The organism is Cryobacterium lyxosi (assembly GCF_004403345.1).
Classification (GTDB): Bacteria; Actinomycetota; Actinomycetes; order Actinomycetales; family Microbacteriaceae; genus Cryobacterium; species Cryobacterium lyxosi.
Genome location: NZ_SOGT01000002.1, coordinates 297,921 through 324,230, shown reverse-complemented (window position 1 = coordinate 324,230; position 26,310 = coordinate 297,921). Strand labels below are relative to the sequence as shown.

The 26,310-nt window shown below is 65.3% G+C and carries 25 protein-coding genes; 13 read left to right on the top strand and 12 right to left on the bottom strand.

Annotated features, from left to right (window positions below):
• Positions 1–8: 8 nt before the first annotated feature.
• Complete coding sequence (locus E3T27_RS02465) at positions 9–872, bottom strand: nitrilase-related carbon-nitrogen hydrolase (RefSeq protein WP_134571446.1); 864 nt, start codon at positions 870–872, stop codon at positions 9–11.
• 88 nt (positions 873–960) lie between these two features.
• Here E3T27_RS02465 and E3T27_RS02460 point away from each other — a divergent pair, with 88 nt between their 5' ends.
• From E3T27_RS02460 to cofD, 5 genes are all read left to right on the top strand, one after another.
• Entirely contained in the window at positions 961–1,710 is a 750-nt protein-coding gene (locus tag E3T27_RS02460; protein ID WP_241992081.1) for a GntR family transcriptional regulator, read from the top strand.
• Between the two features lie 163 nt (positions 1,711–1,873).
• Positions 1,874–2,863 (top strand): putative F420-0 ABC transporter substrate-binding protein, encoded by a 990-nt coding sequence (locus E3T27_RS02455; protein ID WP_134571444.1) that lies wholly within the window; start codon positions 1,874–1,876, stop codon positions 2,861–2,863.
• A 22-nt stretch (positions 2,864–2,885) separates the two neighbouring features.
• Positions 2,886–3,902, top strand: a complete 1,017-nt coding sequence (locus E3T27_RS02450) for a putative F420-0 ABC transporter permease subunit (protein ID WP_104197361.1) — start codon at positions 2,886–2,888, stop codon at positions 3,900–3,902.
• Positions 3,893–4,681, top strand: a complete 789-nt coding sequence (locus tag E3T27_RS02445) for an ABC transporter ATP-binding protein (protein WP_134571443.1) — start codon at positions 3,893–3,895, stop codon at positions 4,679–4,681. The genes E3T27_RS02450 and E3T27_RS02445 overlap by 10 nt, the downstream gene beginning before the upstream one ends.
• Positions 4,678–5,655: a 2-phospho-L-lactate transferase gene (gene cofD / locus E3T27_RS02440; RefSeq protein ID WP_134571442.1), complete on the top strand. Its 978-nt coding sequence runs from the start codon at positions 4,678–4,680 to the stop codon at positions 5,653–5,655. The genes E3T27_RS02445 and cofD overlap by 4 nt, the downstream gene beginning before the upstream one ends.
• A gap of 31 nt (positions 5,656–5,686) precedes the next feature.
• On the opposite strand, the gene cofC is transcribed toward cofD, so the two are convergent.
• Positions 5,687–6,370, bottom strand: a complete 684-nt coding sequence (gene cofC, locus E3T27_RS02435) for a 2-phospho-L-lactate guanylyltransferase (RefSeq protein WP_134571441.1) — start codon at positions 6,368–6,370, stop codon at positions 5,687–5,689.
• Positions 6,371–6,390: 20 nt separating this feature from the next.
• Here cofC and E3T27_RS16415 point away from each other — a divergent pair, with 20 nt between their 5' ends.
• On the top strand, positions 6,391–6,555 hold the full coding sequence (locus tag E3T27_RS16415; RefSeq protein WP_166786070.1) for a hypothetical protein: 165 nt from the start codon (positions 6,391–6,393) through the stop codon (positions 6,553–6,555).
• On the opposite strand, the gene cofE is transcribed toward E3T27_RS16415, so the two are convergent.
• Both cofE and E3T27_RS02425 read right to left on the bottom strand, forming a co-directional pair.
• A complete protein-coding gene (gene cofE / locus E3T27_RS02430; protein WP_134571542.1) occupies positions 6,552–7,346 on the bottom strand; it encodes a coenzyme F420-0:L-glutamate ligase in 795 nt (264 codons plus the stop codon). The two genes, E3T27_RS16415 and cofE, sit on opposite strands and share 4 nt — an antisense overlap.
• Before the next feature lie 48 nt (positions 7,347–7,394).
• A complete protein-coding gene (locus E3T27_RS02425) occupies positions 7,395–8,396 on the bottom strand; it encodes a TIGR03557 family F420-dependent LLM class oxidoreductase (RefSeq protein ID WP_104197357.1) in 1,002 nt (333 codons plus the stop codon).
• 124 nt (positions 8,397–8,520) lie between these two features.
• On the opposite strand from E3T27_RS02425, the gene E3T27_RS02420 reads away from it, so the two are divergent.
• A complete protein-coding gene (locus E3T27_RS02420; protein WP_134571440.1) occupies positions 8,521–9,357 on the top strand; it encodes an exodeoxyribonuclease III in 837 nt (278 codons plus the stop codon).
• Between the two features lie 20 nt (positions 9,358–9,377).
• Here E3T27_RS02420 and putP read toward each other — a convergent pair whose 3' ends face one another.
• The 3 genes from putP to E3T27_RS02405 form a co-directional block, all read right to left on the bottom strand.
• Positions 9,378–10,880, bottom strand: a complete 1,503-nt coding sequence (gene putP / locus E3T27_RS02415; protein ID WP_104197355.1) for a sodium/proline symporter PutP — start codon at positions 10,878–10,880, stop codon at positions 9,378–9,380.
• A gap of 258 nt (positions 10,881–11,138) precedes the next feature.
• Entirely contained in the window at positions 11,139–11,861 is a 723-nt protein-coding gene (locus E3T27_RS02410; RefSeq protein ID WP_104197354.1) for a fumarylacetoacetate hydrolase family protein, read from the bottom strand.
• Positions 11,862–11,877: 16 nt separating this feature from the next.
• A complete protein-coding gene (locus E3T27_RS02405) occupies positions 11,878–12,798 on the bottom strand; it encodes an AEC family transporter (protein WP_134571439.1) in 921 nt (306 codons plus the stop codon).
• A gap of 80 nt (positions 12,799–12,878) precedes the next feature.
• On the opposite strand from E3T27_RS02405, the gene E3T27_RS02400 reads away from it, so the two are divergent.
• Both E3T27_RS02400 and E3T27_RS02395 read left to right on the top strand, forming a co-directional pair.
• Positions 12,879–13,694, top strand: a complete 816-nt coding sequence (locus tag E3T27_RS02400) for an alpha/beta fold hydrolase (RefSeq protein ID WP_104197352.1) — start codon at positions 12,879–12,881, stop codon at positions 13,692–13,694.
• Between the two features lie 119 nt (positions 13,695–13,813).
• Complete coding sequence (locus tag E3T27_RS02395) at positions 13,814–17,836, top strand: SCO7613 C-terminal domain-containing membrane protein (protein WP_134571438.1); 4,023 nt, start codon at positions 13,814–13,816, stop codon at positions 17,834–17,836.
• 198 nt (positions 17,837–18,034) lie between these two features.
• Here the strand turns inward: E3T27_RS02395 and E3T27_RS02390 are convergent, their stop codons facing one another.
• Both E3T27_RS02390 and E3T27_RS02385 read right to left on the bottom strand, forming a co-directional pair.
• Positions 18,035–19,870, bottom strand: coding sequence for an HNH endonuclease signature motif containing protein (locus E3T27_RS02390; RefSeq protein WP_134571437.1), 1,836 nt, complete (start codon positions 19,868–19,870; stop codon positions 18,035–18,037).
• Between the two features lie 337 nt (positions 19,871–20,207).
• Complete coding sequence (locus E3T27_RS02385) at positions 20,208–21,044, bottom strand: SDR family NAD(P)-dependent oxidoreductase (RefSeq protein WP_104197347.1); 837 nt, start codon at positions 21,042–21,044, stop codon at positions 20,208–20,210.
• A 73-nt stretch (positions 21,045–21,117) separates the two neighbouring features.
• Between E3T27_RS02385 and E3T27_RS02380 the strand changes: the two genes are divergently transcribed.
• Entirely contained in the window at positions 21,118–22,260 is a 1,143-nt protein-coding gene (locus E3T27_RS02380; RefSeq protein ID WP_134571436.1) for a cation:proton antiporter, read from the top strand.
• Between the two features lie 44 nt (positions 22,261–22,304).
• Here E3T27_RS02380 and E3T27_RS02375 read toward each other — a convergent pair whose 3' ends face one another.
• Entirely contained in the window at positions 22,305–22,736 is a 432-nt protein-coding gene (locus E3T27_RS02375; RefSeq protein WP_241992080.1) for a DUF3592 domain-containing protein, read from the bottom strand.
• Between the two features lie 94 nt (positions 22,737–22,830).
• Here E3T27_RS02375 and E3T27_RS02370 point away from each other — a divergent pair, with 94 nt between their 5' ends.
• The 3 genes from E3T27_RS02370 (at position 22,831) to E3T27_RS02360 (ending at position 25,534) form a co-directional block, all read left to right on the top strand.
• Positions 22,831–23,823, top strand: coding sequence for an LLM class F420-dependent oxidoreductase (locus tag E3T27_RS02370; protein WP_134571435.1), 993 nt, complete (start codon positions 22,831–22,833; stop codon positions 23,821–23,823).
• Between the two features lie 141 nt (positions 23,824–23,964).
• Positions 23,965–24,858 carry an amidohydrolase family protein gene (locus E3T27_RS02365; protein WP_104197344.1) on the top strand — a complete coding sequence of 298 codons (894 nt, stop codon included), beginning with the start codon at positions 23,965–23,967 and terminating at the stop codon, positions 24,856–24,858.
• Positions 24,859–25,093: 235 nt separating this feature from the next.
• Positions 25,094–25,534, top strand: a complete 441-nt coding sequence (locus tag E3T27_RS02360; protein ID WP_241992079.1) for a QcrA and Rieske domain-containing protein — start codon at positions 25,094–25,096, stop codon at positions 25,532–25,534.
• Between the two features lie 99 nt (positions 25,535–25,633).
• Here E3T27_RS02360 and E3T27_RS17135 read toward each other — a convergent pair whose 3' ends face one another.
• On the bottom strand, positions 25,634–25,765 hold the full coding sequence (locus E3T27_RS17135; RefSeq protein ID WP_277612383.1) for a hypothetical protein: 132 nt from the start codon (positions 25,763–25,765) through the stop codon (positions 25,634–25,636).
• Positions 25,766–25,871: 106 nt separating this feature from the next.
• Entirely contained in the window at positions 25,872–26,132 is a 261-nt protein-coding gene (locus E3T27_RS16870; protein ID WP_241992078.1) for a multicopper oxidase domain-containing protein, read from the bottom strand.
• Between the last annotated feature and the right edge of the window lie 178 nt (positions 26,133–26,310).

Genomic DNA, 26,310 nt, shown 5'->3' with positions numbered 1-26,310 from the left:
AATGGCAGCTAGGGCGCGACGAGCGTCTCGTAGGAGTCGGGGCGGCGGTCGCGGTAGAACTGCCAGGAGTTGCGCACCTCACGGATCACGCCGAGGTCGAGGTCGCGCACGACGATCTCCTCGATGTCAGTGGACGCGATCGCGCCCACGTAGTTGCCCGTGGGGTCGACGAAGTAGGAGCTGCCGTAGAACGTCACGGCCTCAGCGCCGAACTCGGCCTCTTCGTTGCCGATGCGATTGTTGGCGCCGATGAAGTACTGGTTGGCCACGGCGGCGGCCGGCTGTTCGAGCTCCCACAGGCGGTTGGACAGGCCGGGCTTGGTGGCCGAGGGGTTGAATACGATCTCGGCGCCGTTCAAGCCGAGTGCGCGCCAGCCCTCGGGAAAGTGGCGGTCGTAGCAGATGTAGACGCCGATCTTGCCGTACTTCGTGTCGAAGACCGGGTAGTCGGTGTTGCCGGGGCGAAAGTAGAACTTTTCCCAGAACTGCGGCAGGTGAGGGATGTGGTGCTTACGGTATTTGCCGAGGTAGGTTCCGTCGGCGTCGATGACCGCTGCGGTGTTGTAGAGCACACCGGGCTGTTCTTCTTCGTATATCGGCACGACGATGACCATCGTGAATTCGGCGGCGAGCTTTTGAAAGCGCTCGACGATAGGGCCCGGCACAGCCTGAGCGTAGTCGTAGTATTTGGCGTCCTGCACGATGCCGAAATAGGGGCCATGAAAGAGTTCCTGAAAGCAGATGACCTGTACACCCTGGGCGGCCGCGGTACGCACGAAACCCTCGTGCTTTTGGATCATGGATTCTTCGTCGCCGGTCCAGGTCGCCTGGGTGATCGCTGTTCGAACGATGTTTCCACTGTCCACACTCATGCTGTGCCCTCCACTTGCTTTCGTTAGTCAAGGGGCAAGACGAACCGCGCTGTTCGTGTTGTTATTCATTGACGTAAACATTTCAAATGTGTTTTTCTGTGTATCGCACGCATTAGTTATCCTGTCGGCCAGGGCACCCGGAGGCAAGGGCAATGCAGGACTTTATCGGCGAGATCGAGCAGCGCTCCCCGCAGGGATTGCCGCGGCCATCGGCCGGCTGATTGCCTCCGGTCGGCTCGCACCGGGCGACCGATTGCCCACCGTTCGAGTGCTGGCCGGCGAGCTCGGCGTGAGCCCCGCCACGGTCAGTCACGCCTGGCAGGCGCTTTCTGCGGTCGGCCTGATCACGTCACGCGGACGCGGCGGCACCTTCGTGCAGGACACCGCGCCCACGTGGCTGCCGGCCGGCTTCGCTGCAGCACTGGAGCTCGGCCCGGCGGTTGTGCTGTTGCAGCCGCGCGCGCAAAACCCCACCGGAGCGTCGATGACGGCGCATCGGGCCGAAGAACTGGCCCGGCTGCTGCGCACGGCTGCGGCGAGCGCAGACACCATCGTGATCGAAGGCGACCATTCCGCCGAAATCAGCATCGCCCCCGACATGAGTCTCGGCTTCTGGCTGCCGGTGCCAAGCGAACGTGACGCCATGGTGCGTCTCACCGCGTCGGGCATTCGCGTGGCCGGTGGCTCGCCTTTTCTGGCGAACACCGGTGGCCCCGAGTTCATTCGAATGACCGGCGGCGCCCTGCCCGACGACATACGACCTGTAGCCGAGGCCCTCTTCGCCGCGGCGCATCCGCGTGATGCCGCTGTGCACCCGGTCGCTGCGCGCTGGTCGTAGCCCTGCCGGGGGCCTAGGGTTGAGGCAGACCACCGGTTTGCTTTGACCGGTTCTGCTGGCCTGGATTTGGGCTGAGGTCCACTACTGCTGTGTCACCAACAGCGTGCCAGTTTGCGCCTGATTTGCCTGGAGCATGGGGCCGCACAGAGTCGAAAGAAACCCCATGCCACGAATTGTCGTGCGCCTCGCCGCGCTGGCCGCCGCATCCCTGTTGCTCAGCGGATGCGCCGCCACGGTCGCCCCCGCCGCCACCAGCACTGACGCGCCGGCAGCCAGCGCGAACTACCCGATCACGGTCGACAATTGCGGCACGAGCGTTACCGTCACGGCCGCCCCCGAACGCATCGTGTCGATCAAATCGTCGGCGACCGAACTGCTACTGGCCCTCGGCGTCGGTGACCGCATCGTGGGTTCAGCCTTTCTCGACGGCCCGCTGCCAGAGTCGCTCGAAACGACAGGCGCCGACCTCAACGTGATCAGCGACTTCCTGCCGGGTCAGGAGGCCGTGCTCGCGCTCAACCCCGACTTCATCTACGGGGGCTGGGAATCCAACTTCGCTGCGGACGGTGCGGGAGAACGTGACGCCCTCACGGCGCTCGGCGTAAGCACCTACGTCTCCCCCGCGGCCTGCAAAGGCGAGCGGATGCCGAACCCCCTCACCTTCGACACCGTGTTCACCGAAATTGAGGAGACCGGCGCAATCTTTGGGGCAGCGCCCGTCGCTGCCGACCTGGTCAACGCCCTGAAGGACGAATTGGCTGCGCTCGAACCGACCTCCACGGACACCTCCGCTCTCTGGTACTCCAGCGGCACCACCACGCCCTACGTCGGCGCCGGCATCGGCTCGCCGGAAATGATCATGCAGGCCGCCGGCCTGAGCAATATCTTCGCTGACGTGAGCGACACCTGGACCTCGGTGGGCTGGGAATCGGTCATCGAGGCCAACCCGAGCGTCATTGTGCTGGTCGACGCCACGTGGAACACGGCCGCCTCGAAGATCGCCCACCTCGAATCGGACCCGGCCACCCAGGTACTCGATGCCGTGAAGAACCAGCGCTACATCATCCTGCCGTTTGCCTCGACCGAGGCCGGTATCCGCAATGTAGAAGCGGCGTCCTCCGCGATCACCCAGCTAGCCGACCTGAACGAGTGATCTGGTCCAGTCGGGAACTGCGGTGACCCGGAGCAGATACCTCGGGTGGCTTCTCGCGGCCACCATCACTTTGATTCTGGGGTGCGGGGTGGCGGTGACCATTGGGCCGGCCGCAGTGTCCTTTGCACAGGTCATGGGCAGCATCGGCGCCCACCTCGGCTTCGCGACGGAACCGGTTCCGATCCTCATCGACTCGATCGTCTGGCAGCTGCGACTGCCGCGCGTTCTCACGGCTGCGCTAGTCGGCGCCGGCCTTGCGCTGAGCGGCGCCGTGATGCAGAGCGTGACGCGCAACCCCCTCGCCGACCCGTACCTGCTCGGGCTTTCGAGCGGGGCATCCGTCGGCGCGGTCTGCGTTGTGATTCTCGGAATCGGCTTTTTTCTGCCGGCGGCGGCTTTTGCCGGCGCTCTACTCGCCCTCGTAGCGACACTGAGCATCGCCAAGGTCGGCGGCACTATCACCCCGGTGCGAGCCGTATTGGCGGGGCTCGCCATCGCGCAGCTCGCCGGCGCCCTGACGTCATTCATCATCTTCTGGGCCGCCAAGGGCGACTCCTACCGCGAGATCCTCAACTGGCTGCTCGGCTCGGTGGCCGGCGCCACCTGGCAGAGCGTTGCGATCGCCGCGACGGCCGTGGCCGTCGTGGGCACGGGCATCCTGCTGTCCGCGACCCGGCTGGACGCCTTTGCCTTCGGTGACACCTCGGCGGCAAGCCTGGGCATCGACGTGAACCGCACCCGCTGGGCGCTGCTCGGATCGGTCGCGCTGCTGACCGGCGCGATGGTGGCCGTCAGCGGGTCGATCGGATTCGTCGGGCTTATTCTGCCCCACCTCGTGCGCGGCGTCAGCGGCCCGGGGCACCGCCGGCTCCTGCCGCTGGTAGCGGTCTGCGGCGCGCTGTTTCTGGTCATCGCCGACACGCTCGCACGCACGGTGTTCGATCCGCGCGAACTTCCGGTGGGCATCATCACCGCGTTCATTGGCGTGCCGGTCTTCATTCTGCTGATCAAGAGAAAGAAGTCGCACCTATGGGCGTAGACCTCGACCAGCTGTCGTTCGCCATCGACGACACCAGAATACTGCGGGACGTCTCGGCGTCACTGCCCACCGGCAGCGTCACCGGTCTGCTCGGGCCGAACGGTGCCGGCAAATCCACCCTGCTGCGGCTGATTGCCGGCATCGACAAAGCGGATACCGGCACCGTCACCCTCGACGGCGCCTCGGTCGGGTCGTTGTCCCGGCGCGAAGCGGCCCGCCGTATCGCGCTGCTCGAACAGAATGCGGCGCCCAGCGTGGAACTGACCGTGCTCGACGTCGTGCTACTCGGCCGCATCCCCCACCGCACCAAGCTGATGGGATCGTTCGGCGGTGACGACGACCGCGCCGTCGCCTTCAGCGCACTCGACGCCGTCGGCGCGGCGCCGTTGGCCGACCGGTACTGGCAGACCCTGAGCGGCGGGCAGCAGCAGCGCGTGCAGATTGCCCGGGCCATGGCGCAGCAGCCGAGCCTGCTGCTGCTCGACGAACCGACCAACCACCTCGACGTCAGCGCCCAACTCGCTCTGCTGGGGCAGGTGCGTGAGCTCGCAGTGACGGCGATCATGGCCCTACACGACCTCAACCTCGCGTCGGCGTACTGCGACCAGCTTCTGCTACTCGATGGCGGCCGGCTCGTAGCAACGGGCACCCCCGACGAGGTGCTCACCCCCGAGATCATCGGCGCCGTCTACGGCGTGGACTGCTTCATTTTGCAACACCCGCGCGGCGGGCACCCAGTCATCGTGTATTCCGCCGCCACGTCGAAAGGCAACTCATGAGGAACGTGACCGTACTGGCCGGCGGCGTCGGCGGTGCGCGCTTCACCCGCGGGCTACTGGCCCACCTCGCCGCAGCCGCCCCCGACGCAGCCGTGACGGTGATCGTGAACACCGGCGACGACATGTGGCTCGACGGGCTGCGTATCTGCCCCGACCTCGATACCGTCATGTACACCCTCGGCGGCGGCATCAATGAGGAACAGGGATGGGGCCGTCCCGAGGAAACCCGGCGGACTTCCTCGGAGATCGCCGCCTACGGCCGGGGCTGGTCGTGGTTCACGCTCGGCGATCTCGACCTCGCCACGCACATCGTGCGTACCGATCTGCTGCGAAATGGGTCGACCCTGAGCGAAGCGACCGCGTTTCTTTGCCAACGCTGGCAGCCCGGAGTGCGGCTGCTGCCGATGAGCGACCAACCCGTCGAGACTCACGTATGCCTCGCTGAGAATGTAGATGAGCACGCAGCCGGTGACTATATTCATTTTGAGGAATGGTGGGTGCGTTACCGGGCGCAGGTGGCCGTAACCGGTTTCAAGCAGCGCGGGCTGGCCGAAGCGGTCGCAGCCCCCGGCGTGCGTGAAGCCATCCGAACGGCCGACCTCATCGTGCTTCCGCCCTCAAACCCGGTCGTGTCGATCGGCACAATTCTGGCCGTGCCCGGCGTTCGCGACGCCCTGCGTTCCACGACCGCCCGAGTGGTCGGGGTATCCCCGATCATCGGCGGCGCGGCCGTGCGCGGTATGGCCGATGCCTGCCTGCGCACGATCGGAGTCGAAACGAGCGCCCTCGGCGTCGGACTGCACTACGGCTCCCGCAATCGAGGTGGGCTGCTCGATGCCTGGCTCGTCGATGAAACGGATGCCGCGGCGCTGCCCGCGCTGGCGGCCGCCGGCATCCGCTCAACTGCTGCGCCACTGTGGATGAGGGACCTGAACGCCACGACCGCGATGGCCGCCGCCGTGCTCGCCCTGTGAACTAGAGCCCTGTGAACTAGAGCCCGGCGAACTAGAGCCCGGCGAGCAGCGCGCTCGTGTGCGGGCCGAACCCGAACGCCCGGGCCACGTCGAGGTCGACGACGGTATCGACATCGTGGCGCAGCGTCGAGGTGGGCGACAGGTCGAGCACAACGTGCCCGGCGGCCTGGTGCGCGGCGCGTGAGCCGATACCGAACTGCGGCGTGAACAAGATGCCAGTACGGGCGAACAGACTCGTCGTTCCCACGCCTTCGGCGTCGGGCACGACGGACCGGGGGTGCAAGGCGGCGAGCGTGAAAGCGTCGTCGAGGTCGGCCGGGCGCAGGGCGGGCAGGTCCCCGGTCAGTACGGCCAGGTGCGCGTCAGGCTGGCTGAGTCGGGCGGCAGCGATGCCCTGCATGATCGCAATATTCAACCGGGCATGCCCTGTTTCGGCTCCCGGCGCCTCGAGCACGATGACCGCGCCGAGCCCGGCGAGCAGCGCGCCCACACGAGCACTCGGGGTCACCACGAACACGCGTTCCACAGCGGATGCTGCCACCAGTGCCGCCACCGTGTCGAGCGCGAACGCATCGGCGAGCGCTGCCCGTTGGGGCCCAGCCCCGAGTCGGCTCTTCGCGTCCGGGCTGCCCTTTATAGGAACGACGATCACCCAGCTCGCCGTGCCGGGTAGTGGCGACGGCCTTCGGTCGACTGCGCCGCGGGTCTGGTCCATAGCAAAACGCTAGCAGCGTCGTGCACACTCGGCGCGCGACAGCCTCAAGGGTCGACTGCATCCATACGTCGACCATCGTCACCCGCGTCGAGGGCAACTTTCCGGGCCGCAGCGTCGAGCTGAACTACCGTTTCACGCTGCACGCCGAGAGCGGCCTGATCGAGGCCCTCACGATCTCGATCTAGGCCCTTCCGGCCGCGAACCCGGCGGCATACCCCTCGGCATACCCCTCGGCATACCCCTCGGCACCGGCCTCCGCCGTGCCGAGACGGAACATGTCGCTGTCGCTCGGGCGCTGCAGTGCTCGAGCGCCAGGAAGCGCCAGGTCACCAACCAGGCGGCCGAGTCCGCGCACCACGGCGACCGGGTTGCCGCTGGTCTTGCCCTTGACCAGGTCGGCAGCGGCAGCGATCTCGTCGGCGACGGCCGCGACGGTGACGTCGAGGCGGCGGCCGGAGGTATCCGCTGTGCCGCGCAGGTCGTCGAGTACCGCGAACCCGGCTGCGCCAATGGCCAGGTCGGTCTGGCCTTCCCGCCAGGGGCGCCCGGCGGTATCGGTCACCAGCACGCCGAGCCGCAGTCCGGTGCGTTCACGGAGGGCCGTGCAGATGATGCGCGCAGATGAATCCGGATCAACCGGCAGGAGCAGCACCACGCCATCGGGCGCGTTGCTGGTGTCGACGCCCGCTGCGGCCATGACCAGGCCCTGGCGGTTTTCGACGATGCGAGTTACCCCGCCGGGGTACGCCCGCGACGCCACGACGCGCACGGTCTCGTCGGTGATCGCCTGCTCCCGGTCGACCGCCGCGACGACGCGACCCTCGGCTTTTGAGACGATTTTGCTGGTGACTGCCACAATGTCGCCGTCGAGCAGGCGCGACTGCGCCGCCTCCGCGATCAGGCCGCCAAGGTCGTCGCCGGCCTCAATCTCGCCGAATCCACCGAGCGTGAACACCTTGAGGCCGAACAGTTCCATAGCGCCCACTTCGGCGGCGGCAGCGTCGGGCTGCGAATCGGGCACCATCTACCGAACGAGCTTCGGCAGAACGGATGCCCCAAAAACGTCGATCCACTGCTTCTGGTTGCGACCCACGTTGTGCAGGTAGATGCGATCGAAGCCGAGATCGACGAACTTTTGGATGTACTTGCGGTGCTCGTCGGGGTCGGCTGAGATGATCATGCGACCCTCGAAGTCTTCCGGGCGCACCAGCTTGGCCATCTGCTCGAACTCGAACGGCGAACGGATGTCGCCCTTCGGAAACTTCATGCCACCGTTGGGCCACTCGTGCAACGCGCTGGTCATGGCCTCTTCGTCGGTCTCGGCCCAGCTCATGTGCAGCTGAAGCACCTTGGGCATGATCGAGGGGTCCTTGCCGGCTTCGCGGGCACCGTCGTCGAACTTGCCGAACAGCATCGAGATCTTCTCCAGCGGGGCACCGACCGTGATGAGGCCGTCGGCGAGCCTACCGGCACGCTTGGCGGTGACCGGGCCGGCGGTGGCGACCAAAATCTCGGGGGCCACCTCGGGCATGGTCCACAGCCGAGTCGACTCGAGCTTGAAGAACTGGCCGGAGTGCTTGACATCCTTGCCCGCGATCGACCCGGCGAACAGCTTCGAGATGATTTCGATTGCCTCGAACATGCGGTTGATGCGCTCGGGGGCTTCCGGCCAGTATCCACCAACGATGTGCTCATTCAGGGCCTCACCGCTGCCGAGACCGAGCCAGTGCCGGCCGGGATACATCGAGGCGAGGGTCGCGGAGGCCTGGGCCACCATGGCCGGGTGCCAGCGAAAAGTCGGGGCGGTCACGCCGGGACCGAAGTCGCCCGTGGTGCGCTCGGCGATCGCGGCGAGGACGCTCCAGACGAAACTCGACTGGCCCTGGGCCGGTACCCACGGTTGAAAGTGATCGGCCGCCATGACGCCGGTGAAACCATGCTCCTCGGCGTACGCCGAGAGCGCGACCGCCTCAGCCGGTGCGAACTGCTCCAACATGGCCGCGTAGCCAATCTGCAACTGCGTCATTGTGCCCTTCCTGCGCCAAAAGATTCTCTATCCATTCGATCGCACCCCATTCAATCGCACCCTGAGGAGAACTGCATTCGATACCGCGGGGCGGCATCCGCTCGGCGCCTTATAGGCTGGAAGCATGCGCATTGCCACCTGGAACGTCAACTCCGTTCGTGCTCGTTCCGGGCGTATCGTCGACTGGCTGGAACGCGAGGACATCGACGTTCTCGCCATGCAGGAGATCAAGTGCAAGCCCGAACAGTTTCCGTTCAAGGTTTTCGAAGACGCCGGCTACGACCTCGCCATTCACGGTCTGAGCCAGTGGAATGGCGTGGCGTTTGCCAGCCGCGAACCGATGACGGATGTCGTCACCGCTTTTCCGAATATGCCCGGCTTCCAAAAAGGTGCCGTCGGTCCAAATCAGCCGCTCGAGGCGCGCGCGCTCGGTGTGACCGTGAATGACCTGCGGCTGTGGAGCCTGTACGTGCCGAACGGGCGCGCTCTCGGCGACCCGCACTACTCATACAAACTGGCCTGGTTGAACGCCCTCGAGGCCCATGCGGCCGAGGAACTCAGCCGGCACCCCGCGCTCGCCCTGGCGATGATGGGCGACTGGAACGTCGCGCCCCGCGACGAAGATATGGGTGACCCGAGCTTCGTGCCCGGCACCTCGACCCACATCTCGCCGGAGGAACGCGCAGCGTTCGACGCTTTCGAGCAGGCCGGCCTGACCGACGTCGTGCGGCCGATCGTGCCGGAGGGTTTCACCTTCTGGGACTACAAGCAGCTGCGGTTTCCGCGCAACGAGGGCATGCGCATCGACTTCATCCTCGGCTCACCAGCCTTTGCCGACCTTGTGACGGATGCCAGCATCCACCGTAACGAACGCAAGGGCGACGCTCCGAGCGACCACGTGCCGGTGCTCGTCGACCTCGACCTCGGCGGCGATGACGACGATCGCCCGATGATTTTCTAAACCCTTCGGCCGGATGCCTGCTACGCCGAGATCTTCTCCGGCGCCCGGTACTTCGGGCGTGCCTGCTCGGCAGCGGCGTCGAATTCGGCGTCGATGTCGGCGTTGGGCTTGTAAGTCGCGAGGGAAACCACGACGGCGACGATCAGGCTGGCAGCAAAGCCCGGCACGATCTCGTACAGGATATCGCCGAGCGGCAGGCTGCCCCAGATGAACACGACGACGGCACCGGTGACCATGGACGCCAGGGCGCCCCAGGTGGACAGCTTCTTCCAGTACAGCGAGAGGAGGACGACCGGTCCGAAGGCAGCACCGAAACCGGCCCAGGCGAAGCCGACCAGGTCAAGAATCGTCGAATTCTGCTGCAGTGCGATGAGTCCGGCAACGACCGCCACGAGCAGTACACCGAGACGTCCGAACGAGACCAACTGCTTCGGGGAGGCCTCCTTGCCGACGATTCGATACAGGTCCTCGACCAGTGCCGAGGATGACACGATCAGCTGTGAGGAGATGGTGCTCATGATGGCGGCCAGCACCGCAGCCAGCACGAGACCGGCGATGAACGGGTGGAACAGGGTCTGCGAGAGCAGCAGGAAGACCGTTTCCGGGTTCGCGAGCGACAGGTCGGGGTTTTGCTGGAAGTACGCGATGCCGATAAGCGCCGTGGCGACAGCACCAAGAGCGGTGAGAATCATCCAGCCGATGCCGATGCGGCGACCGGCCTTGGCATCCTGCGGGGTGCGCATGGCCATGAACCGCACGATGATGTGCGGCTGACCTACGTAGCCGAGACCCCAGGCTGCGGCCGAGATAACGCCCAGCACGGATCCGCCGGCCGTGAGGGAGAGCAGGTTCGGGTCAACTTCGCGGATGGAGTCGAGGGTGGCGGTGATGCCGCCAGTGGCGTTGAGCGCCACCAGCGGAACCGCAATCAGGGCGACGAGCATGAGAAGTCCCTGGGCGACGTCGGTGAGCGTCGCTCCGAGGAAGCCGCCAAACAGCGTGTAGAGCAGGGTGACGCCGGCAACGATCAGCATGCCGGTGAGGAAGGTGGAACCGAAGGACTCCTCGAAAAACACGCCACCGGCCACCATGCCGGACGACACATAGAACGTGAAGAACACCAGGATGATGATGCCGGAGGCGACGCGCAACAGGCGAGACGTGTCCTTCAGCCGGTTTTCGAAGAAGCTCGGAATGGTGATCGAGTTGTTCGATACCTCGGTGTACGAGCGCAGCCGCGGAGCAACGAACTTCCAGTTCAGCCAGGCACCGATGGTGAGGCCGATCGCGATCCAGGCCTCGACGAGGCCGGACACGTAGATGGCTCCGGGAAGTCCGAGCAGCAGCCAGCCGGACATATCGGAAGCGCCAGCACTCAGCGCAGCGGTACCGGGTTTGAGGCCTCGGCCGGCGAGCATATAGTCGTCAAGATCTTTGGTCTGTCGAAAAGCGAAATACCCGATGGCCACCATGCCAGCGAGATAGAGAACGATCGCGATTATCTGAAATGTTTGATCCGTCAATGGGATTCCTTTGTTGGGATGCCCGACGTACAGGACGTGATTGCCCGGAGTACGGGCAGGCTAAAGGGGTCAGTCTCACAGAAATCCGGGCTTTTTACCATTTCCTTCTCTCCATTTGTCCACCCAAACCGGCATGAAGGCGGACTTCACCGACCGAAAGACGACTCATGCGTGCTGCAGCCTTGATCGACGCCGACCCGACCGACGCCGCCGATTTGGTGGGCATTGATTCGCTGCTGACTGCGACCGAGATTGCGCTCAGACCACGCGAAAGGTGAGGTCACCGACCCCGTCGATGCCTGCGGTGACAGTGCTTCCCGGCTCAATTCGGCCGACACCGGCGGGAGTGCCGGTAAAGATGAGATCACCGGGCCGCAGGGTGACAAACCGCGATAGGGCGGCGATCACGTCGGGCACGGGCCAGATCTGGTCGGCAAGGTCGCCGTCCTGGTGGGCCTCGCCGTCGACGTGGAGCCAGATGCGTGCCGAAGCGGGATGGCCGATAGCGCTGGCGGCAACGAGCGGCGTGCAGGGTCCTGAGAAATCGAAGCCCTTGGCGAGATCCCACGGGCGACGCAGTGCCTTGGCGGCATCCTGCAGGTCGCGCCGGGTGAGGTCGACGCCGGCGCCGTAGCCGACGACGTGGGTGAGGGCATCCGCTCTGACGATATCCGCGCCGCCGACGCCGATCGCGACCACGAGTTCCATCTCGTAGTGCAGGTTGTCGGTCTCTGACGGAAAAGGAACCGTGTGCGGAGCGACACCGTACGCGGGAACGCCCTCGTCGACGGCGAACACGGCGTCGGCCGGCTTGGCGAAGAAGAACGGCGCTTCGCGCTCAGGGTCATTGCCCATCTCCCGGGCATGTTCGGCATAGTTGCGGCCGACGCAGTACACCCGGTGCACATAGAAACGCTCAGCCGAGCCAACGATCGGCAAGCTCGTGGGTTCGGGTGCCATGAACGGGCCAGAAGTAGACATGCGGTCCTTTCGGGACTCAGGCGAGCAGAGCCGCGATCACGAGCAAAGCGGGCATCGATAGAATCGTGGTGAGTAAAACGGTGTCTCGGGTGACGACAATGGCTCGATCGTAACGCGAGGCGAAGTTGAAGATGTTCTGCGCGGTCGGTAACGCCGACACGGCGACTACGGCGAACAGTTCGGCGCCATCAAGGTCGAAGATGAAGTGTCCGAACAGAAACGCGATGGTCGGCATCAGTACGACCTTGATCAGGGTGGCTGCCACGACCTGTTTGCGCCCGGTTCCGGCCTTCAGCAGTCGTTGGCCGTGCAGCGACATGCCAAACGACAGCAGCACCAGGGGAATGGCGGCTCCGCCGATCAGTTCGAACGGTGCGAGTATCGGGGCTGGAACCGTGATCCCGAAGGCCGCCACGAGTACGCCGGCTAGCGAGCCGAGAATCATCGGGTTTCGAAACGGCTGCGTCACGATCGACACGAACGAGGCCCGTCCCCTGGTGGCCATGTCGAGCACGGCCAGGATGGCAGGTGCCAGGATCACTAGCTGCAGCAGCAGCACGGGAGCCACATACTGGGCGCTGCCGAGCACGTAGATGGCCACGGGCAGACCGATGTTGTTGGCGTTGACGTAGGTCGCGCTCGACGCACCGAGCACAGTCTCGGCCAGCGGCGTTCGAAAGAACAGCCGCGCGAGGACGAGGTAGATGAATACCCCGACCACGATGGTACAGACGATGGCGACTAGAAATTCAGAGAAGAGCACCGACACGTCCGCGTGGGAGAGCACGGTGAACAGCAGCGAGGGAGTTGCGACGAAGAAGGCCATCCGGTTGAGTATTCGGCCTGCGCCCGCCCCGACAATACCGAACCGCTCAACAAAGTACCCGATCAGGATCACAAACCCGATAATCGAAGAACCGATCAAAACACCGCCCATTCTGACGAGCCTAAGGCTTGCCCGAGCAGTAACCGGCGCGGCCCTTTCGGCCGCGCGATCGACGTTGCTACGCTCAACGCATGCCCCGACTCGACGTTTCTGGCGCTTCCCTCTACTACGAGACCCACGGAGACCCCGACTCGCCAGCCCTGCTCCTGTTCCACGCGGGCATCGCAACCCTGCGCATGTGGGACCCGCAGGTCGCTGCCCTCTCGGCCCACCACTACGTCATCCGCTTCGATACCCGTGGTTTTGGCCAGACGACGACCGAGAATGTCGAGTTCTCCAACCGAGCGGATGCCACGGCATTGCTCGATCATCTCGGCGTAGCTCGGGCTACCCTGATCGGGTGCTCGCGCGGAGGCACGATTGCGATCGATCTTGCCGTGGAAAGCCCCGAGCGCGTCGCGGGCCTGGTCACGATCGGGTCAGGACCCAGCGGATTTCCCGATGTGGAGCTCACCGAACGTGAAGACGCCCTGTTCGACAAGCTGGATGTGGCCTTCGCCGGCCGTCAATGGCCGCGGCTGGCGCGGCTCGAAGTTGCACTGTGGGCGGTCGGGCCGACACGCAAGGCGGCCGACGTCGACCCCGCTTTTCTGGCCCTCGCGCAGGAGCTCAATCTGCGCAACGTCATCCACGCCACGGAAGCGCCGATCCCGATTCCGCTTGAGCCAGCCGCGCTGGACCGGGTCAGTGACATCGACGTTCCGGCGCTGGTGACCGTGGGTGAGCTCGACGTCACGTCGTCGCTAGCTCACTATGAATTTTTGTTGGAAATGCTGCCGCAGGCCAGCGGCTGCACATTCCGCGACACCGCTCACCTGCCGAGCGTCGAGCATCCGCTGGAATTCCAGCGCGTGCTGGTCAGCTGGCTCGCGACCAACAGCCTCTGATCCTTCCGTCTCCTCCCCCGCCCTACCCTGCGGCAATTGTCCACACCCTGCGGCGGGGTCTGCCCAGGTTTTCTGTGCCCGGTACCCTGTGGGCAGAGTGACCGACCGCGGGGAGATCGATGTCAGAGCACGAGCCAGTCCAGAGCGGAGAATTCTACCTCCGGCATGCCGGTCGCATTATTTGGCCGCGCAATGCCAGGGACCTTATCGACTCGGCGCTGTGCCCGGCTTGCCACACACCGCTGAGGTCGCCGGCCTGTTCCAGTTGCCGACTCGACCTGCAGCACGGGGCCGCAGCCGAATTATTGGTTAGTTCAGCGGATGCCGCAGCAGCGCTGCAGCGTCGCGCCGAGCTGATCGGGCGCATCCGCTACGAAACGAAGACCGGCCGGGTCGCCGTACCCCGTGCTCTCAGTACATATTCGGTCACTGCTGATTCGCGCTCCCTCAATTCAGCCGCCACGACGTTGACGTCACCGGTTCTGCCGGTTCTGCCGGTTCTGCCGACAAAGCCGCGGCGTTCCAACGTGCAGGTCGTACTTCTCTCCATCGGTGTGCTCTTGGTCTCGGTTGCTGCGATCTTCTTTCTCACCGTTGCGTGGATCGTCGCCGGGTTGGGATTCCGCTTTGTTGTCGTCGCGCTGCTGACCGTGGCGGCTCTCGTGGTCGCCGCCCGGATGCGTCGTTCGCGGCTGACATCCACCGCCGAGGGAATCGGAAGCTTCGCAGTGGTACTCGTGCTTCTCGACGTCTGGGGCATGCGGCAGAACAACCTCTTCGGTCTCGCCGCCGGAGATGGGGCGCTCTACTGGGGAGTCGCCCTGATAGTGTGCGCGACGCTCTTTCTCGGCTGGCACGCCCGATCAAACCTGCGCGTGGGCAGTATCGCCGGTTTCGTCGTCGTGGTTCCCGGTGTCGGGCTCTTCGCGGCCGGTCTCTTGCAGGGCCAGAACACGCTCACTCGCGTTTTCGTCGGCTTTCTCGGTGCCGCCATCGCAGCCCTGCTGCATCGTGCAACGTTGTCCCGGCCCGCGGATGGGCGCCGCTCGCCGGCCTTCGATCGATTCCCCGAGCGGATACTGCTGCTCGCGCTGGGCGCGCTGGCCCTGGTCACGGCGGCCGTCGTCGCGGTCTTTGTAGAGTCCAACAGCCTGATCGCGCCGGTCTGGTCCCTCGGCGCGGTCGCGCTTGTTGCCACGGCCCACGCCGTACTCGTACTGAGGACGCCGCGGTCCGCGCTGATCGTCGAGAGCGTCGACGTGGCGCAGCCGGCCCGGCTCATGGGGGAATACCGAGCTTTCGCCTATCTGGCGGCGTCTCTGGCCGCGTTCGCGGCGGCTGGCATCGCGCCGGTCGTTGCCGGTCGCTCCGACAGTCTGCCGTTTTCACTCACCGTGCCCCTCCTCGTCGCCACCGCTTTGGCCGTGGCACTCGAACTGTTCGCACGTCACCTTGCTGCGTCCTCAGCCGCACGCATGGCCGGGTTGGTGGCAGCCGTTTCGGCCGGCACGGTCGCGGCCATTCTGCTGCTTCTCACTGCCGGGTATGCTGCCTGGCCACTCATCCAGGCCATAGCAAGCGGGCTACGCGGCCATGAGGTCGTCCTTGACCTTGCCAACGCCGACAACGTCTGGGCAGTGCTCGCGCTGGGCGGGGTCGGCGCAATACTGCTCATCGGCTGGGCCCTGGGCGGTTTGCTGCGCGCCCGGCGCCAGATCGTGACCGCGCTCGTACTGGCCGACGTCATTCTCGCTGTGCCGCTCTCCCCCTCCATCGGGGTTATCGTCGCGCTCTACCTGCTGCTGGGCGCCGGCGCACTCATCAGCCTGCTCCTCGCTCGATCACCTGAGCCAACTTCAGTGCCGCCCACAGTCAATGACGCCGGTCGGTTCTCGCTCGGCTTTCTGGCACCGGCCACCATCGTGTTTCTGGTCGTCGGCGAGACGTTGGGCTATGTCATCAGTTGGGCACACCCCACAACCTGGTGGTTCGGCACGGTCTCGCTCGTAGTCGCGCTCTGGTTTGCCCGCCTGTTGGTCACGCACAGGGCTACAAACCCCGCGCTCACCAGCCCAGCACTCGCGAGTGCCGCCCACGCTCACGCCCGCGGAGCTCTGTTGGCCACGGCGATCGTGATCACCTTGGTCGGGGTTGGTCACGTTCCGCTGGCCCTCGCGCCGGAACAGCAGTGGTTTGACGCGATCAATCTGGCCAACGTCACGGCAGCCATCGCCCTCGCAACGGCCCTCCTGCACCTGCTCGTCGCTGCGGTCGCGCTTCGGCCAACGGCGCTCTCTCTTCTCGATCGGCGCTGGGCATTCTTCACCCTCCTCGTTCCGAGCGTGGTTGTCTTCGTCCTTCCGATTCGAATGTGGTCGCTTGCCGCCGGCGAATCCCTGCTGCAACCCGAACCACTCGGATCCATCCTGCGCGCCAGTATCCTGGTCGCCGCGTGCGCTTCGTGGGTCTTTCTGCGCGCCAACCATGGCGGGCTGCACTTGGAACGTACAATCGCGGCCATCGCCTTGGCCCCGGCGGTGTACTTACTGACACGCGAGGTTCTATTCATACCGGCTGCCGTCACCTCCGTTTTCATACTCGCCGCACCGGCTGTCGCCCTCGTAGTCTGCTCACTCGCGCTGTTGCGCGGTCCAAACCGTGACGGCGGTGCTGGCCGCGTCACGGCCAGCGCCGCTGCCATCGGTGCGACGGGCACACTGGCTGTGGATTCGACGGCCCGTCGCGACCGGATTGCCCTCGAAATCGGCTCCGCGATTGTGCTCGTGCCTGCCGTGTTCGCCGCTGTAGGTACGGTAGTCACGTTCCGTTCCCTCGGCTGGCTCGTGATCGTGCTCGCCGGCATTGTGGCGCTCATCATGGCGATCGCGGCCGACGGGCTGTTCGGCTCCCGGTCCAATCGCCGCCACTTCGGCTGGCTTGCCCTGTTGCTCGGCACGGCCGGCCTCTGGCTGGGCCTCGATCAGGCAGGTATCGTGGCACTCGAACCGTATGTGCTGCCAGTCGCAGGTATCGTGCTCACCACGGCCGCGCTGATTCGCCGCTATGGCATAACCGATCGCTTGAGCGAAGCAAGTCCGGTGGCCGGCGTGCTGACTTTCGCCGCGCTACTCATTGCTCTGGTACCGCTCGCCGTGTCGTCCGAGTCGGGGTCGCTGGCGCGCCCCATCGTGCTGGCCCTCGTATCTGTGACCCTCATGATCGGCGCCGCACTGGTGCGATGGGCTCCGCCGTCGTCAACGTATCTGGCTGCGGCCGGTCTGGCCGGCGCGATATCTCTCGTCGTCACAGCCTTTGCACAGACGCAGCGCCTGGTCGGGGCGCCCGGCGCCCCCGATGGGCGACTCGAGCTCTGGCTGGTACTTCCCACCATGGCGGCGATCATGACCGCGGTATTGCTGGTTCGCCAAACGGATGCTGAAACCACGGCACTTCGACACGGCACGGGCATCGCGCTTGTGCTGGTGTGGGCATCCGTTCTGACCTGGGTCGAACTCACCGTTGTCAGCGCCCCCGCAGATGCCGGGCTGTCAACACCCCGGGCCGTTCTGCTCGTGCTTGCTCTCTCTGCGGTGCATGTGATCGCCCTCGCGCAGCCCCGAGCGCCGTTAGGGGCAATCACCGCCTGGATCGTACTCGGGCTGGCCGGCTTGGCCGCTATCACGGTAGCCAGCTCTGGCAAGGTCGACCCGTTTGAACTCGTCACCGTACCGGTAGCGTTGGCGCTGATCGGATCGGGCTGGCTGCGCCTGCACAGCAATCCACGAGCGCGCAGTTGGCCCTGGTTTGGTCCGGGACTGTCTTTGCTGCTGGTGCCGTCGCTGCTGCTCGATCTCACGTACAACGACCTGTGGCGCATCGTCAGCCTCGGAATTGCAGCGATCATTGTGCTTGTGATCGGTAGCTCGAGGCGACTGCAAGCGCCGTTCGTAATCGGTGCTGTCGTGCTGCTCATCCACGGTGTCGCCCAGCTCTGGCCGTGGATCGCCCTCGCCTACAGTGTGATTCCGTGGTTCCTCTGGCTCGGTGGTGGCGGTCTTCTGCTTATCGTGCTCGCTGCACGCTACGAACAGCGCATCGCGAACCTCAAGTCGGTTGCCCTGCGCATCAGTGCGCTGCGGTAGACGGGCAGTGCTGCGCCGGGCAGGACAGTGCGGTGCAGGGCAGTGCTGCGCTGTTCCGGGCGGTGCTGTTGTGCTGCGCCCTGCCAGGTCGTGCCCTTCGGTGTGGTGTGGTGCCGCACGGTGCCGAGCGATTGCGCCCAGCACGTGGTTCACGATCGGACCGGTCTTCCAAACGGGCGGGGGCTACGAGCCCCGCACCTAGAACGGCTGCGGGTCGGGGTCGACTATGTCCCAAGCAGAGGCCGTCGAGTCGGGCGAGGTAGAACCGGGCGGGGTAGAACCGGGCGGGGTAGAACCGGGCGGAGTCGGGTCGAGTGTGGTCGGGTTAGCGGTGGTCGGGTCGGCGGTGGACCCAGGTCGCGGTGGTGATGTGTCGGTCTGTTGTCGCGGTGGACTGATGCGGGTGGCGGGATCGGTGGCGTAGTGCTTGCCCGCCGGACTGGTCCAATTCAGGGTGCCGTCGGGGTCGGCGATGACGGTCCACGCCGAGTAGTGCTTGAGGTTGTGGTGGGCGGGAGAGAGGAAGTGCAGGTTGGTGGCGGTGGTGGGCCCGCCGAATTGTTTGTCGCGGGTGTGGTCGAGGTCGCTATGCCCGGCGGAGCGGTTGCAGCCAGGGAACCGGCACGTCCCATCACGCAGGCGCAGGTATTTCTTCAGGCTTGCTGGCACTCGGAACGGTTCTGCGCTGACGTCGAGCACGATGCCGGTGTGCGGATGCGTGAGGATGCGCAGAAAACTCGTCGCGGTTCCCGCCAGCCGGCGGGCGGTCTCCGGTTCGATCGGCCCGTACCCTTCGAGCTCCCCCGGCTCCTCGCTCTTCCCCATCAGTGTGAGAACCGGCACAGTGATGTTGACGTTGGCCGTCAGGCCGGCGCCGAGACCGGTGCTGGTGACGCCTTGGGCGAGCAGGTCGACGGCGACATCGGCGCGGAGTTGACTGAGCGTGCGGGGCTCGTCGGGGCCCTGCAGACTGATGGCGACGTCGGTGACGCGGGTATAGATGCCGTGGAGGTCCTCACCGGCGGCGCGCAGCCAGAGCGTGGCCATGCCGTCTTTGTCCGGAAAAAACATGACTTTGCGGTCGGCCAGGCACTTGGTACGGCGAACGGTGATGCTGTCGGGGTGGAATCGTTCACGCAGTTTTCGGGCCTTACCGTCGAACTGTGCCGGAGTGAGCGTGCAGGCGTGCGGCAGTAACACCGCCTCCAGCTCGGTCCGGGCGGGCGGGGGCACGGAGTCGAGTTGGTCGAGCACCCGCCGCGCATGACGCAGGGAGATCTTCCCCGCGCGAAGCGCAGCAAGGGTCTGCGGACGCGATTCGACCAACACGCGGCTCTCGTGCAGAAGACCGGACGCGGTGCCGGACGGGATGCGCAGCGCACACGCCATCTCCGCGACCAAACCCTGCTGGGCGGCGAAGGTGGCATCCCAGTCGTGTTCGTGTTGCAGCCCAGCCTGCGGTCGGCCGGTCTCGGCGGTGTTGGTGGTGTAATCCCACGCCTCGGTTAGAACCTCGGCCTTGCTCGCTTGCGCCCAGGCAATGACCCTCTCGAGATAAAGCACCCGGTCGACGAACTGCGCCTGCCGGCGCTGGAACGGGTTCACGTCACTGGGCAAGTCCTGCGCGGGCAAGTCCTGCGCGGGCGGGTCAGCGCGAAGCTGACGAGCGTTGTACTCGGCGAAGAGAAACTCCTCGCGGAGGTTCTCGTCGAACAGGTGCTCGGGCGGGACGGCGGCGAACACTTCAGCCAGGTCGAGGTCGGCTGGGATGGTCGGACCGTCGGCGAGCTGCAAGTCCTGCCGGATTTTTACCGCAACGGTCGCGGCAGATTGTGCCTCGACTTCGTCTTCGGCCTGCCACTCGGACAGGCACTGCAGCCGAAACGCGTCAAAGAATGCGCGGTCTTCTACCGAGAACGACCACTCGGCGAATTCTCCCTCGGACACGCCGTCGAAGTCGGAATCGCCGTCGAAGTCGGAATCGGAATCGGAATCGACTGAGCCCGCTTGGGGGGTCTCGCCGCTCTGGCTCATGCTTGAATTCTACCAAAATCAAGGCTGTCAGTCGAGGAAATCTCAGTGTATTTTAGATTTCGATACGAAGTTATATTCGGGACATTATTCGCGTTTTGAGACCGTTTCGCCTTCGTTGACGGAGTCTCGACCGGCGGCGGCAACCGCAGGCCGACTCGCGCAGGCCGACTCGCGCAGGCCGACGGCGCAGGCCAACGGCGGTCAACCCAGAATCCCCATTTGTTTCGGCTTGCGTCAACGCTGAAGTGACGCCGCACGATGGTTTGGCGACGAACAAATCGGTTCGGCACCGGTGCTGGTCTACCTCGAGCCTGTCACCCTCACCGAAACTGGGCAGCTACCCGCGACCGACCCAGCGGTCCATTGACCGGTAGACACCGAAAACGCGACCAGCCACGGCGTCCCAGGCGGCCAATGGCAGTACGCCGCGAAGCACCTTCGACAGGTTCACCGTCCACGGCAACAGCAGTTGCGGCTTGCCGGCCAGCATCGCCCGCCAGACCCGATCAACGACGTATTCCGGCGTCATCAGCGGGGTGAGCAGCGGCCCGCTGGCCCCCGTGAACATGCCGGTGTCGATGTAGCTCGGGCAGACCGTGGTCACCTTGACATAGCCGTGCCCCTGCTGCACCAGTTCGAGCCGCAGCGAATCGCTCCAGCCGATCATGGCCGCTTTCGAGGCGGCATAGACACTCATCCGCGGGGTGCTGAGGGTGCCGGCGGCCGACGCGATGTTCACGATGCGTGACTCACGCCATCCGCTCGCAATCATCGCCGGCAGAAACTCGCGAGCGATGTACATGGGCGCAAGCGCATTGATCTGCATGGTCGGGCGGGTGTCTGCACCGTTGTCGTGCTCCCAGAAATACTTGCCACGCACGATGCCGGCGTTGTTGATGACCACGTCGGGGTCGCCGATCTCCGTACGCACCCGCTGAGCGGTCTGCGCGATGGCGCCGAGGTCGGCGATATCGACGACGTAGGGGGCGACCCGCGTGCGTCCGTGGGAACGTTCAGTCAGGATGGCGGTGGTCGCGGCGAGCGCGGAACCGTCGCGGTCCCACAGGATGACGGTTTTCGCCCCCTCGGCGACGCAGCGTTCGGCATACAAGCGGCCCATTCCCCTGGCAGCTCCGGTAATCAGCACGCGGGCTCCGGCTACGGTTCGACTCATACCTCCATCATGCCGCCTGCGCCTTCTCTTGCGGGACTACGCTCGGGCTAGCAGCAGAATCGGGGAGGTGCCGATGGACTTTCATACCCTCGCGATCATCTCCGTGATCGCACTGCTCGGGCCGCTGCTGGCGACACCGCGCCGGTGGAACATTCCCGTCGTGATCGGTCAGCTCGGCGCCGGTGTGATCGTCGGCCGCACCGGTTTCGGCTTTGTCGACGCAAGCGACCCCACACTGACCCTTCTAGCGGATATCGGCTTCGCGTTGATCATGTTCGTGGCCGGCACGCACGTGCCTGTTCGCTCCGGCGCAATTCGCGCAGCACTGGCGACCGGCCTGGTGCGGGCAATTCTGGTGACCCTCTCGGCGATCGCCCTCGGCGTGGCCATCGCGTTGATCTTTGGCACAAATCATGCACTCTTATATATAGTCTTGATCGCCTCCTCGTCGGCCGCGCTCGTGCTGCCTCTTATTCATTCGCTGGGTTTGCGTGGCCGATCGGTGCTCGAGCTCACCGCGCAGGTCGCGATCGCCGATATTGCTGCGATCGTGGCGCTGCCGCTGGCCATTGACCCGCCGAATGCCGGCCGCGCCGCGCTCGGGGCCGCGCTCGTGGCGCTGCTGGCCGTCGCGCTCTACGTTGTGCTGGCCTGGTTGGAACGAAACGGCTACCGCCTGCGACTGCACACGTTGTCGGCGAACCGCAAATTCGCCCTCGAGCTGCGCATCCAGCTGGCCATTCTGTTCGCCCTGTCAGCGGTCGCCGTGTTCAGCCACGTTTCGGTCATGCTCGCCGGGTTCGCTTTCGGCCTCGCCGTCGCGGCCGTCGGCGAACCGCGCCGCCTCGCCCGGCAGCTCTTCGCCCTCGCCGACGGATTCTTCGGACCCCTCTTCTTCGTCTGGTTAGGCGCCTCCCTCGCCCTGGGCGACCTCGCCGACCACCCGCAGATGATCGCGCTCGGTCTCGTGCTCGGCGTCGCCACCCTGCTCACCCACGCGACCACGCGCGTGCTGGGCCTCCCGCTGTCGTTTGGAATGCTCTCAGCCGCCCAGCTCGGCATTCCGATCGCGGCCGCGACCATCGGCACCAAGCTGCAGGTGCTCGCCCCCGGGGAGGCAGCGGCCCTGCTCCTCGGAGCGCTCGTGACCATCGCGGTGACCGCGGTGGCGAGCGGACGGGCCAAGCCGCGCGCAGCATCCGTTGCGCCGGCCTGACCTGCCCAGCCGCGCGCGGCATCCGTTTCTGGGCCGACGGGCGGCTAGAGGAACATCAGCACGATGCCGGCCACACCGGCGAGAACGCCAATGCCCAGCAGTACCAGGCCGATCAGGCGCAGTCCCTTGCCATCGAGGTCGGGGTCGTGCGTGCGGCACTTCTCCGGCCGGCGATCGCGAAACCAGACGCGCACGTCATCGCCCGCCACCAGATGCTGCGTCTCGTGGGTGTCGGCCGGGCACTCGTGCACATCGCCGTCGTTATCAAACCAGCGGATGACCGTGGCGGGCCCCGATGCGGCCGTACTCGATGCGGCCGTACTCGATGCGGCAATCACGGCGGTCGAGCGAGTCCAGCGGCCGCTGATGCCGCGCACGGACAGGCCGACCATATAAAGGAGCGCTCCGATGATGAGGCCGACGAAAGTGAGGATCTCGCTCATAATACCGGCGAAGTCGAGAGCGTGCACTGCCACCGCCGTCCGTTGTCTATCGTCTGCTCGCGGCGCTTACCCCGATGGCTAAAGCGTATCGTTTAGCTTCGCACCGACGGGCCTCTAGGCTGAATCCATGCGATTTGGACTCTTTGTACCTCAGGGCTGGCGACACGATCTGGTCGGAATCGAACCGGCCGCGCAGTGGGCGACAATGAGTGGCCTAGCCGCCCACGCTGATGCCGGTGCGTGGGAATCGATCTGGGTCTATGACCACTTTCACACCGTTCCGGTGCCGAGCGAGCAGGCCACCCACGAGGCTTGGTCGCTCATGTCCGCTTTCGCGGCGACGACGAAACGGGTGCGCCTCGGACAGATGTGCACCTGTATGAGCTACCGCAACCCGGGATACCTGGCGAAGGTCGCCACAACCGCCGACATCATCTCGGGCGGACGCGTCGAAATGGGCATCGGCGCCGGTTGGTACGAGCACGAGTGGCGAGCCTATGGCTATGGTTATCCCCGTGCCGGCGAGCGCCTGGCCCGCCTTGACGAGGGCGTGCAAATCATGAAACAGGCCTGGACCACGGGCACAGCCACCCTCGACGGTGCGCACTACCAGATGGACGGCGCCATCTTTCAGCCGCTCCCACTGCAAGAGGGCGGCATTCCCATCTGGATCGCCGGCGGCGGCGAAAAGGTCACCCTGCGCATTGCCGCGCAGTACGCCGACTACACCAACTTTGACGGCTCGCCCGAGGGCTTCTCACACAAAAGCGCGCTGTTGGCCGAGCACTGCTCGGCCCAGGGCACCGACTTCGATCGCATCGTTCGCTCGGCGAACTACAACACGGTGATCGGTGCGACCGAGGCCGAGGTTGCCGAGCGACTCGAGGCGATTGAGGCCCGGGTGACCCCTTATCTCGGGGCTGAGGGGGCCGCCGCGTTCATGGCCGAGTATCGTGACGGTGACGCACAGGGTGTTGGCACTCCGGAACAGATCGTCGAGCGCCTGACCGCGATGAAGAAGCGCGGCCTCGGTTACGCGATCCACTACTTTCCAGAAGCCGCCTACGACCGGTCGGGGATTGAATTGTTCGAGCGGGAGGTCATGCCCGCCCTGAGTTAGCGGGTCACCAGGAGTTGGGCGAGTCCCGCCTCGAGCCGGTCGTAGCCTCTGCCCCACGCCCAGTCCCAAAAAGATCGAGTGACGCGAGAAGACAGCCCCGGGCATCCGCTCGGCACGAGGCGTTCTGACAGACTGGACGAAATGATGCTCACCGACAACGATGTCCCGGCCTGGTGGCGTCGCCTCGGCCTGCCCGGACTAATCGACCTGCACACCCACTTTTTACCCGAACGGATGCTGCGGCGCGTGTGGGCCCACTTCGACGAGATCAAACCGTTGATCGGTCACGAGTGGCCGATCCAGTACCGAGACGATCAACAGTCGCGGCTGGCGACGATGCGCCGGCTGGGCGTGCGCCGATTCACCGCGCTGTCCTATGCGCATCGACCGGGCATGGCGGCTTCCCTGACCGATTTCTCGCTCGGTCTGGCCGCCGAAAACGCCGATTGCGTGCCGAGTGCCACGTTTTACCCGGAAGAGGGCGTGCTCGAGCAGGTTCAATCCGCCCTCGACCGCGGCGCTCGGGTATTCAAGATTCACGCGCAGATCGGCGCATTCGACCTGCGCGAACCCCTGCTCGATCCGGTCTGGGGGTTGCTCGCAGACGCCGGGATTCCGGTCGTGATCCATGTCGGCAGCGGGCCGGTGTCGCGGCCGGGGATCACCGGGCCGGACAAGCTTGCGGGGGTGTTGGCGCGGCATCCCCTGTTGACGGCCGTCGTCGCCCATCTCGGCGCCCCGGAATATGGGGAGTTTCTCGATCTCGCCGAACGCTATCCGTGGGTGCACCTCGACACCACAATGGCATTCACCGACTTTTTCGAGCGGCTCGCGCCGTTCGACCCCGCGCTGCTGTCACGGCTGGCCGACTTGCCCGACCGGGTAGTGCTGGGCACCGACTTTCCCAACATTCCGTACCCGTACGCGCACCAGCTGGAGTCGCTCGAACGCCTGCGTGACCGGGAACCGCGCCTCGACGACGACTGGCTGCGCGCCGTCTGCTGGTACAACGGGCTACGGCTGATCGGCGAGTAGGGCGCCGCGCACCTCGGTCAGGCCGCGGTCACTGCGGTCACCAACGCGGGGGCGACCAGCCCGGCGTGCGACGCGGAGCGAAGGATACGGTTTGGTCCGACTGCTTCACCGTGGAGCAGGACCAAGCCGTATTTGGGCATCTTCGGGCAATACTGCCGGTACCGGCTATATGATCCACCTTGTTGCTATGCCGAACATTGACCATCTAGTCACTATGCCGAATCCGAGGACGACCGTGACACCGGCCATCGATCTCTCCCGCCGCGCCGTTATTTTGATCGGAAGCGCGGGTACCGCTGCTGCGCTTGCCGGTTGCTCGACCGACGCATCCGCCGGAGTGGATGCTGGCAGCCAGACGCCGACGCCCGCGGGCGGGAGTGCGCCCCAAGAGGTCGCCAAACTTGCCGACATCCCGGTCGGAGGCTCCATTTCAGCCACCCTGGACGGGAAACCGATCCTGGTTTCCCAGCCGAAAGAGGGCAGCGTCATTGCCTTTAGCGCCATCTGCACGCACCAGGGCTGTGTCGTCAAACCCGGCAACGGTGAATTCGATTGCCCATGCCATCAGTCACGCTTCAACACGGCCACCGGCGAGGTGCTCGATGGCCCCGCGCCCTCGCCACTGGAAAAGATTCCAGTGCACGTCACCAGCGGCGTCGTGCTCTCCGGTTCCTGAACGGCCGAGAGGCCACCCGAGCGGCCATCCGAGCGTGGGCATCCACTCAGTGCGAACGCAATGAGAAACGCCGTGACCATTCTGGTGGCGTTGTTCATCTCAGGTTCCCGGGGCAAACCCCGGCCGGTGCACCGACGGATACGAATTCATGGCGGTGGTGACCACGACCGGATAGTCCGAGCTGACCGGGTCGTTGTTTGGCCAGTCGCCCACCGGGAACTGCACCATCATGTCGTGATCTTCATGCACCTAGTTGTGGCAGTGCACCATGTACCGCCCGCCAGTGCGCACCGGTGTCGAACTGCATCCGCACAGTGATGAATTCGTTCTCTCCCGCCTAGAAGACGTCTTTCGGCCCGCCCTCCCAAGAGAACGGCTTGCCGCCGTTGGTGTTTCGGCCGATGATCTTGCCGTCGATAGGGTGAATGTGTAGCGGGTGGAACCAACCTCCCGACTCGTTCGTGATGGCCCACTGCTCAACGGAGTACGGCTGAGTGTCGGCGAAGCACCGGGAGAAACCGGGGGCCTCCACCTGGAACCGCGTGATCTTGTTCGTGTTGGCGAATTTGATGTTGTTCTTGTTACTCAGGTTGCGCATCTCGATCAGTTGGCCGATTGCGAGTCACAATCGAATAGCGTCGTCGTGTCTCGGCTCGCCATTCGACAAGCCGCGGTGAATTTGCGCGCCGCTACGCCCCACAAGCGACGATTCGTTGCGAGAAATCGCAAGAAAACGCCGGGCATCGCCCGATATTCTGAAGTGGCACGCCCGCCGC